The sequence below is a fragment of the Desulfomarina sp. genome, from assembly GCF_054039375.1.
The window spans coordinates 1-9,315 of the sequence record NZ_JBPLBA010000229.1; the positions used below are offsets into that span (position 1 = coordinate 1).

The window sequence follows — 9,315 nt, forward strand, 5'->3', positions numbered from 1 at the left end:
AGGCTAGCCTACGGTCAAAAATCACTGGAAATCTCAACTGATAAGGAATTCAAATGAAAAAGTGTCAGTCCAGGTCATATTATAATCAGTCTAATGTGATTTTTGAAATACGCCTGATAAAACAGGCATATCCCCGGAGTCATAAATAGCAGGCTGAGTTTCATACCTAATCAGAAAAAGTTATCAAAAAAAATATCAGCAAGCCGTTAAGGGGTCAGGAACGTAAGAAATTATGAATATTACCGTATCATGATGAAGAAGGGCAGCAGAATATAATGAGAATTCCTGTAATAGATCTGGGCCGTTGCAGTGAATGCCTGGGCTGTGTTGAGATTGCGCCCCAGATTTTTCGATACAATGAATTCCTGGGGTATATGGAAGTCGCTGAAATGGATACCTACGAAAAAAAAGATGTTGACGAGGCGATAAAAAACTGTCCGGAAGATTGTATTTCCTGGGAAGAGGTCTGACTGCATGGACAACTCTTTTCAGCTTGTATCACAGTTTTCACTCTCAGGTGATCAGCCGGACGCTGTTGCGAAACTGGCCCAGGGTGTTGAAAAAGGTGTTAAAAGTCAGGTGCTTCTTGGGGTTACCGGTTCCGGTAAAACTTTTACCATCGCCAATGTTATTCAGCGTGTGCAACGGCCTTCCCTGGTTATTGCTCCAAACAAGACCCTTGCGGCCCAGCTGTTTGGCGAGTTCAGGGAACTTTTTCCCCGCAATGCTGTTGAGTATTTTGTATCCTATTACGATTATTATCAGCCGGAGGCGTATATTCCCCAGTCCGACAGTTATATAGAAAAGGACTCTTCAATAAATGATGCCATCGACAAAATGCGTCATTCTGCCACCCGTTCCCTGCTCACCCGGCGTGATGTGCTGATTGTTGCCTCCGTGTCATGTATTTACGGCCTGGGTTCTCCCGAAGAATACAAAAATATGCATCTGTTCCTGCGGACCGGTGAAGACTACCCCCTGGAAGATGTTCAGCGGCGCCTGGTTTTTATGCAGTATGAACGTAACGATGTCTCATTTCACAGGGGAACTTTCCGGGTTCGGGGGGATGTGACCGATATCTTTCCGGCCCACGAGGAGGACCGGGCTGTACGCCTTGAGTTTTTTGGTGATACACTCGATGGTATTACGGTGATTGACTCCCTGACGGGGGCGGTTCTTGAGACGCTTGATGAATATACTGTTTTCCCCGGCAGTCATTTTGTGACCTCAAAGGAGAGGCTGCAGATTGCCGACCGGACGATCAGGGAGGAACTGCAGGAACGTCTGCAGTTTTTCCAGAATGAAAATCGCCTGGTGGAGGCCCAGCGCCTGGAACAACGGACCATGTTTGATCTTGAAATGATCAGGGAACTGGGATATTGCACCGGCATTGAAAATTACAGCAGACATCTGACCGGAAAACCTCCCGGGGCACCTCCGCCCAACCTGCTGGACTATTTTCCCGAGGATTACCTGCTTTTCATTGATGAGAGTCATATCGGTATCGGTCAGCTGAACGGCATGTATAACGGGGACAGATCCCGCAAAACCACCCTTGTCGATTACGGTTTTCGTCTTCCCTCCGCCCTGGACAATCGTCCGCTGCGTTTTGATGAGTTTGAAAAGCGTATCAACCAGGTGATCTACGTCTCTGCAACACCTGGTCCCTATGAGCTGAAGCAGGTGGGAGGGGGGGTGGTGGAGCAGGTTATCCGGCCGACCGGTCTTCTTGATCCGAGAATCGAGGTCAGGCCGGCCGCCAATCAGGTCGATGACCTGCTGGAAGAGATACGGTTGCGGACGGAACGGAAGGAGGCGGTTCTGGTGACCACCCTGACCAAGAGAATGGCCGAGGATCTTACAGATTATTATGAAAATCTCGAAATTCGTGTGCGGTATCTTCATTCGGATATAAAAACTCTGGAACGGGTTGAACTGATACGTGAACTGCGAAACGGTGAATTCAATGTCCTGGTCGGCATCAACCTCCTGCGGGAGGGACTCGATATTCCCGAGGTATCCCTGGTTGCTATCCTGGATGCTGATAAGGAAGGGTTTCTCCGTTCGGAGAGGTCTCTTATTCAGACCTGCGGTCGGGCCGCTAGAAACGTTGACGGCCTGGTGATCATGTATGGTGATGAGATTACCGGCGCCATGAAATATACGATTAAAGAGACAGAGAGGCGGCGGAAAATACAGCAGGAGTACAACAGAAAAAATAATATTACACCCAGGACCATTATTTCCCCGGTGAAAAACAGTATGCAGGAACATCTCCAGGCATCGGGTTATTCTGCTGATGATCACCATAATCTGTCGCAGGTGGCGGAGGAAATACCCGAATACCATTCTTTCAATGATCTGGAAAAAGAGATTGGCAGGCTGGAGACAGAGATGCATGACGCGGCCGGGAAACTGGCATTTGAAAGGGCTGCTGAATTGAGGGATCGTATAAAAACATTGAGAATGCTGGAGATAGAATTGGGATGAAAGCCGGTTTTTCAAGGAAAATATCTCTTGCCGTCATACCCTTTTGTGTGGCCTGGTTGATGCGCATATGGTTTTTTACCTGCAGGGTGAAGGTATACAATGCAGAACGTTTTGCGGAGGTGGATGATGGAAAAAAGGTGATCATTGCCTCCTTCTGGCATTATACGATAATCTATGTTTTTTATTTTCTTCGGAGATATCGGGCCACGGTGATGGTGAGTGCCAGTGATGACGGAGACTATATAGCCGCCCTTGCCCGTAATTTCGGTTTCAGTACCGCCAGGGGGTCAAGTAACAGAAAAGGGGTGGCCGCTTTGAAGAAACTGCTCGGTATTATACGCAGTGGTGAAAACTGTGCCATGGTGGCTGATGGTTCTCAGGGGCCTCCCAGGGTTGCCCAGGCCGGTGCTATTCTTCTTGCCTCCAGAACCGGTGTACCCCTTGTTCCCATGACATGGGCGGCTTCAAGTTATTTTACAATTCATTCCTGGGACAAAACGGCCATTCCCAGGCCTTTTTCAAGGATAAATTATTATTTTGGTGAACTTCTTTACGTTCCTGCCGGGATCCGGGGGGACGAAATTGAACGATACAGGTGTCTGCTTGAAGAACGGTTGAATACTCTTTACGAAAGAGCATGGACAGGTTTTGACAGAACGGAACATTAGGCGTAATTACTCACAGGTACCCCAGCTTTTCACGGTCTCTTTTGCCCGCATGGTTAGGCTATAGCGAAGAAGAGCCTGCAAAAATCTGCTGCACCTGTGAGCAATTACAGTTCAGAGTTAATAAAATCATAGAGTTGCTACCCCTTTGACCAATTACCATTAGGCCGGGTGAAAGAAAGGATGGAAGAGTGAAAAAAGGACTTGTTATTGCCGGTCTTGCCGGAGGTTCAGGAAAGAGTGTTGTCTCTGTCGGACTTTGTGCAGCATTGCGCCGAAAGGGAAAAAATATCGTTCCTTTCAAAAAGGGACCGGATTATATCGACGCAGGATGGCTGCAGCTTGCCGCGGGACACAACTGTTATAATCTAGACCCATATCTTATGGAGCCGGAAAAAATAACTGATTCCTTTCTAAAACGTTCAGCATCCGCTGATATTGTTATTGTTGAAGGAAATCGGGGACTTTATGACGGTGTCAACGTGGAGGGGGGATATTCCACGGCGGATCTTGCTCTGGCCCTGAAACTTCCCGTCCTGCTAGTGGTCAACTGCACCAAGACCACGCGAACTGTGGCTGCTATGGTTATGGGCTGCATGCAATTTGAACCGCAGCTTGATGTCTGTGGAGTTATCCTCAATCGGATAGGGACAGAGCGTCAGAAAAAACTAATAACCGAAGCGGTCCACTATTACACAAAACTACCTGTTCTCGGGGCAATACCCAGGCTGAAAAAAGATATTTTTCCCATGCGCCATCTTGGAATGGTACCCTGGCAGGAATATGAAGGTTCCGGGAAGGCCCTTGATTTCCTGGCTGATCTGATTGAAGAAAATGTCGATCTGGAGAAGATCAGAACTCTGATGGCTGAGGTAAAAGGACCTGAAGCAGGAGTTTTGGACAGGAGGAGAAAAAAAATTCAGAAAGATGTAAGGATAGGTGTTCTGCGGGATGCCGCTTTTCAGTTCTATTATGCGGAAAATCTGGAAGCCCTTGAGCGTTGTGGAGCTGAGCTGGTTTTTCTTAACGCCATGACTGACAGCGGGCTGCCTCCCCTCGACGGTCTGTATATTGGTGGTGGTTTTCCTGAAACCGGAGCCCGCCTTCTTGCCGAAAACAGAGATTTTCGCAGGAGTGTAAAAGATGCGGCGGAGAGCGGAATGGTGATCTATGCCGAGTGTGGCGGGCTGATTTATCTCGGAAGGTCTATTACAATTGATGGTGAGACGTTTCCCATGAGTGACGTCTTTCCCGTCAGTTTCGGTATGTCGCCAAAACCCCAGGCCCATGGCTATACTAATTTCATTGTGGACGGTGAGACAGTTTTTTATCCCTGCGGATTAAAGGTCAAAGGGCACGAGTTCCGATATTCCACCATTTTGGAATGGCATGGGAAGGATAGTGATCTGGTGCTGAAAATGGAACGGGGAAAAGGTTTTTGTAATGGTCGTGATGGACTGGCAAAAAAAAATATTCTGGCGCTCTATACCCATGTGCACGCGGAGGGAACTGTGCAATGGGCAGAGGGTTTTGTTGGTCGATGCCGGGCCCTGCGGGGGGGGGGCAACCAGCCTGTAATTCCCCGCAGGTGCCATTTTTGCAGGCTTTTCTTCTCTGCAGTTTATCTGTGCGGATAAAAGAGACCATGAGAAGCCGGGTGCCTGCGAGCAATTGCACCGGCTAATGTATCGGAGCTGTCCCCAGGACCTTCAGGTATATTTCCCGCTGGGTTGCCTCATCGGGTGGAGGTTCCACCCAGTCGATAAAGGATTCTGAAACACGCATGTAATCGCCGTTGTCCTCCTTGCATTTATCACAGACACTCTGGGCATTATCCCGGTAGATGATCACCTTGGAAGCTGGATCGCCACTGGCTGAAACGGCGGCCATCTTCCGGCAGCCGCATTCCAGTCTTATAATAACTACCCCTATGCCCTCGGGGCTTCCTTCGAGAATGCCTTCGACCATGGCCTGCTCACGTTTTTCCACCCGGAGCTTTTTTTCCGATTTTTTCTGTTTTGTTTTCTGAGACATGATTTTCCAGTAGTTGTTTTTTTTACTCTGGTACGCAGTATTACGAAAAGTGAACAAAAGGTCAACAAGGATGTTCCGTGAGTTTTCCTGTCTGACTGGGAAATAACCAATATTTGATTTTGTACGGAATTGCTCATTTTCAGGCAGATATGTAATGGTGTGTTTTTTTAATTCCTGTCTGTCCAGTAGACAATCCGTTTTTGCTTGACAAAAATCTGGCCTTGAATTATTGGAGTAGTACACGAAATGACTGAGTCGTTCGGGTTAGTTCCGCATATCAATAAGTACGATGTCTGCTTATTTAAAACTCACTCTATGGAGGTGAATTATGTTCGAAGTAGTGGTAGATAAAGATAAATGCAGTGGCGATGAAGAATGTGTAGCAGCATGTCCAGCACAGGTATTTGAAATGGAAGACGGCAAGGCTGAGCCCGTGGAAATGGATGAATGCCTTGGTTGTGAAACCTGTGTTGAAGTTTGTCCGGAAGATGCAATCACAGTAACTGAGATGTAATTACTGCTGCATTCGCTTTATGTGACAAGCCCATCTCCTGAGCAGGGGATGGGCTTGTTCCGTTTCTGAGGAGGACACTGGTGAAATCAAAAAAAACTCTGCTGTTACGGTTTAAACCGGGAGTTGCCAGGCGAACTCATCTTCTTCTTGCGGCAATGCTATGGTCCGGGGTCGGGACACTTTTACTGACAAAAGGATTTTTTCGTCTCGCAAGGGTGTCTGATTATCAGGCAGTAATTGTTGTCGTCTCCCTGGTGGCTGGTACTCTCAAGGGATATCTTGTTCTTGACCGGTCGGCCAGGAGAACCCTCAAACGCATATCAGGGTTCCATGACAATACCTGTTTCGGGGCCGTGTATTCTATAAAGACATGGATGCTGGTCGGGGGAATGATAGCCATGGGAATTGGTTTGCGCAGATCGTCACTCCCTTCTGAACTGCTCAGTTTCATTTATTTAACAATAGGGTGGGGACTGCTTTTTTCCAGCAGGCTCGCCTGGTTTGCCTGGAGGAAAGGGACGGGTTATGTCTGATACATCGTTCAACTGTGTTTCTGTCAGCAGGAAGGCTCTGCAGAGCAATTACAAATTCATTGAAAGCCGGGTGGCTCCGGGTGTCAAAGTGATGGCCATGGTGAAAGCGGATGCGTATGGACATGACATGGTCCTCACAGCACGGGCATTTCAAGATGTCGGCTGCACTGTTTTCGGGGTAGCGGAACTCTGTGAGGCAGTCACACTCCGTAAATCCGGCATAAAGGGACAGATTTTTGTCATGCTCGGGTTTGATCCGGAAAATGCAGCAATTGTTGTTGAACATGGGTTGACTCCCGCAGTATTTTCCTCCGGGGCCGCAACTGCCCTTTCCCATGCCGCTGTAGAGGCAGGGAAACATGCTGGAGTGCATATCAAAGTCGATACGGGTATGGGGCGGTTGGGTGTCATGCCCAGGGACCTGGACGGGTTTGTGAGGGAGCTGGATGCGTTGCCGGGAATATCGGTCCAGGGGATCATGAGTCACTTCCCTGAATCGGATGTGATGGATTCCCCCAGCACCAGGGACGGTTTTTCCGTCTTTCAACAGGCATGTTCATCCCTGGCCGGACGGGAGAATTTCGTCCTCCACATTGCCAATTCCGGAGCAGTGCTTAACTTTCCCGACACCAACTGCGATATGGTTCGTGCCGGAATATCTCTGTATGGCTATCACCCTTTCGGCAGGCAGCCTGAAAACACCAGTGATAGCTTGAGACTTGTACCGGCCATGACATTTACAACACGGATTATTCAAGTGAAAGATCTGCCGAAAGGTGCTGGAATAAGCTACGGTCACACTTTTAGAGCTGAACGGGATATGCGGATTGCTGTCCTTCCTGTCGGATACGAGGACGGTTTTTCCCGTATTCTGTCAAACCGGGGAGAGGTCCTGATCCATGGCAGGAAGGTCCCTGTGCGGGGTCGGATCTGCATGAATATTTGTATGGTTGATATTACAGGAATGGACGGAGTTCAGACAGGTGATGAGGCCGTTCTCCTGGGACGACAGGGTGATGCAGTGATAACGGCTGACGATATAGCTGAAAAAACCGGCAGTATAAGTTATGAAGTACTTTGTCTTTTTGGCAATAATAATAAAAGAGTGCACAGAGAGTAGAATGGAATGATTCGTTTACAGGTCAAGTCAGTTCTGGACAATTGTTTTGAAGAAGGTGTGATCGCAGGGAGCTGGTCCGACAGCGGCAGGGGCAAATATACGGTGGAACTGCCCAGACATGAAGGTCAGGGGGATTTTTCTTCCAATATTGCCCTGGTACTTGCAGGAATTGAGAAGCGCAATCCGAGGGAGATTGCAGCTGCGGTGGTGGAAGGGCTGGCTGGGGAGAAAAAACTTTTTAGACGGGTGGAAATTGCCGGTCCCGGTTTCATTAATTTTTTTATCAATGGTGATGTCTGGCGCACTCTCATCCCCGTTGTCATTGACCGGGATGAAGACTTCGGCAGAAGTGAAGTTGGCCGCAGCAGGAAGGTGATGGTTGAATTCGTCAGTGCCAATCCCACCGGCCCCCTCAGTATCGGTCACGGCAGACAGGCTATTCTCGGTGATTCAATTGCCAGGCTGCTGGAAGCCACGGGGCACGATGTGTTTCGGGAATATTATTACAATGACGCCGGCAGGCAGATGCGTGTTCTCGGAGAATCGACAAGAGCCAGGTACCTGGAACTGATCGGGGAAAAAGCTGTTTTTCCGGAGGATGGTTACCAGGGAAAATATATTATTGATATCGCCCGTTCTCTCGTTGATGAAAGAGGGGATTCGCTGAAAAGCGTGGAAGATGTTACCCCGTTTAAAAAGTGTGCTTAGAAATTTATCTTCAGGGATATTTCCAGGACACTTGAGCGAATGGGAATTGTTTTTGACAACTATTATAATGAACGTTCCCTTTATGAAGACGGTCATATTGATGATGTGGTTTCCCGGTTAAAAGAAAAGGGATATGTTTACGAAAAAGACAACGCCGTCTGGTTCAAAACAACAGAGTTCGGGCAGGAAAAGGACCGTGTAATCATTAAAAGCAGTGGGGAACCCACATACAGGTTGCCTGATATCGCCTATCACAGGGAAAAGTTCAGGAGAAATTTTGACTGGCTGATTGATATATTCGGTTCAGACCATATTGCCACTGTTCCCGATGTCCTTGCGGGTGTAGAGGCCCTGGGGTATGATCCGTCCCTTGTGACTGTTGTGCTGCATCAGTTTGTTACTCTGACCAGGGATGGAAAGCAGGTGAAAATGTCCACCAGAAAAGCCAATTTCATAACGGTGGATGAGCTTATTGAACTGGTGGGCACTGATGCGGTTCGTTTCTTTTTTATGATGCGCAGGGCGGACAGCCAGATGGAGTTTGATCTGGATCTCGCCACGAAAAGAAGCCAGGAGAACCCGGTTTATTATGTGCAGTACGGACATGCAAGGCTCTGCTCCATAATCCGCCAGGCCAGGGAAAAAGGGTTGCAGCCGGGCCATCTCGAAGAGGTTGATCTGTCCCTTCTGCGGGAGCCTGAAGAATTGGACATTCTTAAAGCTGTTTCAGCTTTTCCGGAAATGATTGAAACTGCAGCACTTGAACTGGCGCCCCACAAGGCTATTTTTTATTTTATTGATCTCGCAGGGAAATTTCACAGTTACTACAATAAGCACAAGGTATTAACCGATGATCTGCCACTGACCAGGGCCCGTCTGGCACTGGTGGAAGTGTTGCGTATCGTCATTCGCAACGGGCTTGATATTACAGGTATCAGCGCACCTGAAAAAATGTAATTGCTCACAGGCACCCCAGCTTTTCACGGTCTCTTCTGTTCACATAGGTGGGCTATAGCGAACAGAAGAGCCTGCAAAAATCTGTGGCACCTGTGAACAATTACAGTTCAGAGTAATAAAATCATAGAGTTGTTACCCCTGTAAGGAGTTACAAGGTAATTGCTCACAGGCACCCCAGCTTTTCACGGTCTCTTCTGTCCACATAGGTGGGCTATAGCGAACAGAAGAGCCTGCAAAAATCTGTGGCACCTGTGAACAATTACAGTTCAGAGTAATAAAATCATAGAGTTGTTA

Annotated in this window: 10 protein-coding genes; 9 read left to right on the forward strand and 1 reads right to left on the reverse strand. The window is 48.1% G+C overall.

Features of this window, described 5'->3' with window-relative positions:
• Positions 1-275 precede the first annotated feature (275 nt).
• The 4 genes from ACXLDX_RS12735 (at position 276) to ACXLDX_RS12750 (ending at position 4,792) form a co-directional block, all read left to right on the forward strand.
• Positions 276-470 carry a ferredoxin gene (locus ACXLDX_RS12735; RefSeq protein ID WP_457577565.1) on the forward strand — a complete coding sequence of 65 codons (195 nt, stop codon included), beginning with the start codon at positions 276-278 and terminating at the stop codon, positions 468-470.
• A 4-nt stretch (positions 471-474) separates the two neighbouring features.
• Positions 475-2,490 carry an excinuclease ABC subunit UvrB gene (gene uvrB, locus ACXLDX_RS12740; RefSeq protein WP_457577566.1) on the forward strand — a complete coding sequence of 672 codons (2,016 nt, stop codon included), beginning with the start codon at positions 475-477 and terminating at the stop codon, positions 2,488-2,490.
• Positions 2,487-3,158 carry a lysophospholipid acyltransferase family protein gene (locus tag ACXLDX_RS12745; RefSeq protein ID WP_457577567.1) on the forward strand — a complete coding sequence of 224 codons (672 nt, stop codon included), beginning with the start codon at positions 2,487-2,489 and terminating at the stop codon, positions 3,156-3,158. Before uvrB ends, ACXLDX_RS12745 begins: the two co-directional genes overlap by 4 nt.
• 188 nt (positions 3,159-3,346) lie before the next feature.
• A complete protein-coding gene (locus tag ACXLDX_RS12750) occupies positions 3,347-4,792 on the forward strand; it encodes a cobyrinic acid a,c-diamide synthase CobB (protein WP_457577568.1) in 1,446 nt (481 codons plus the stop codon).
• Positions 4,793-4,835: 43 nt separating this feature from the next.
• On the opposite strand, the gene ACXLDX_RS12755 is transcribed toward ACXLDX_RS12750, so the two are convergent.
• Positions 4,836-5,189, reverse strand: coding sequence for a hypothetical protein (locus ACXLDX_RS12755; protein ID WP_457577569.1), 354 nt, complete (start codon positions 5,187-5,189; stop codon positions 4,836-4,838).
• 328 nt (positions 5,190-5,517) lie between these two features.
• Between ACXLDX_RS12755 and ACXLDX_RS12760 the strand changes: the two genes are divergently transcribed.
• The 5 genes from ACXLDX_RS12760 (at position 5,518) to argS (ACXLDX_RS12780) (ending at position 9,021) form a co-directional block, all read left to right on the forward strand.
• Positions 5,518-5,703, forward strand: a complete 186-nt coding sequence (locus tag ACXLDX_RS12760; RefSeq protein WP_228856319.1) for a ferredoxin family protein — start codon at positions 5,518-5,520, stop codon at positions 5,701-5,703.
• A gap of 80 nt (positions 5,704-5,783) precedes the next feature.
• Positions 5,784-6,236 (forward strand): hypothetical protein, encoded by a 453-nt coding sequence (locus ACXLDX_RS12765; RefSeq protein WP_457577570.1) that lies wholly within the window; start codon positions 5,784-5,786, stop codon positions 6,234-6,236.
• A complete protein-coding gene (alr, locus tag ACXLDX_RS12770; protein ID WP_457577571.1) occupies positions 6,229-7,356 on the forward strand; it encodes an alanine racemase in 1,128 nt (375 codons plus the stop codon). The genes ACXLDX_RS12765 and alr overlap by 8 nt, the downstream gene beginning before the upstream one ends.
• A gap of 6 nt (positions 7,357-7,362) precedes the next feature.
• A complete protein-coding gene (gene argS, locus ACXLDX_RS12775) occupies positions 7,363-8,064 on the forward strand; it encodes an arginine--tRNA ligase domain-containing protein (protein ID WP_457577572.1) in 702 nt (233 codons plus the stop codon).
• An 18-nt stretch (positions 8,065-8,082) separates the two neighbouring features.
• Positions 8,083-9,021, forward strand: a complete 939-nt coding sequence (gene argS / locus ACXLDX_RS12780; protein ID WP_457577573.1) for an arginine--tRNA ligase — start codon at positions 8,083-8,085, stop codon at positions 9,019-9,021.
• Positions 9,022-9,315 lie beyond the last annotated feature (294 nt).